Origin of the sequence: Aquimarina macrocephali JAMB N27 (assembly GCF_000520995.1) — a bacterium.
In the GTDB taxonomy this organism is placed as follows: domain Bacteria; phylum Bacteroidota; class Bacteroidia; order Flavobacteriales; family Flavobacteriaceae; genus Aquimarina; species Aquimarina macrocephali.
Genome location: NZ_JACA01000169.1, coordinates 1 through 309, shown reverse-complemented (window position 1 = coordinate 309; position 309 = coordinate 1). Strand labels below are relative to the sequence as shown.

Annotated in this window: 1 pseudogene; it reads right to left on the bottom strand. The window is 37.5% G+C overall.

The annotated features are described in order from the left end of the window. A pseudogene (locus Z054_RS32200) lies at positions 1-309 on the bottom strand (hypothetical protein); the annotation flags it as partial.

Genomic DNA, 309 nt, shown 5'->3' with positions numbered 1-309 from the left:
CATAACTATTAGATTCTGCAACAAAATTACTAGAAGCTCCTACTTGTACTCCTTCACCAATCATGGTTACATTTCTGCTACTACCTTCGCATACTACATCTTTATTATAAGTTACCAATCGTACCGAATTACTAGAAAACCATGCTCCATACCCATTATCATCTCCTACTTCTATTCTGAAGAAATTCCAGGTACTTGATGAGCTTACAGCGATATCTTCATTATTTACATAGATAACTCCATCGTTAGTAGCACAAGGGGTACACGATCCACCACAATCTACTCCTGTTTCATCTCCGTTCTGAATAC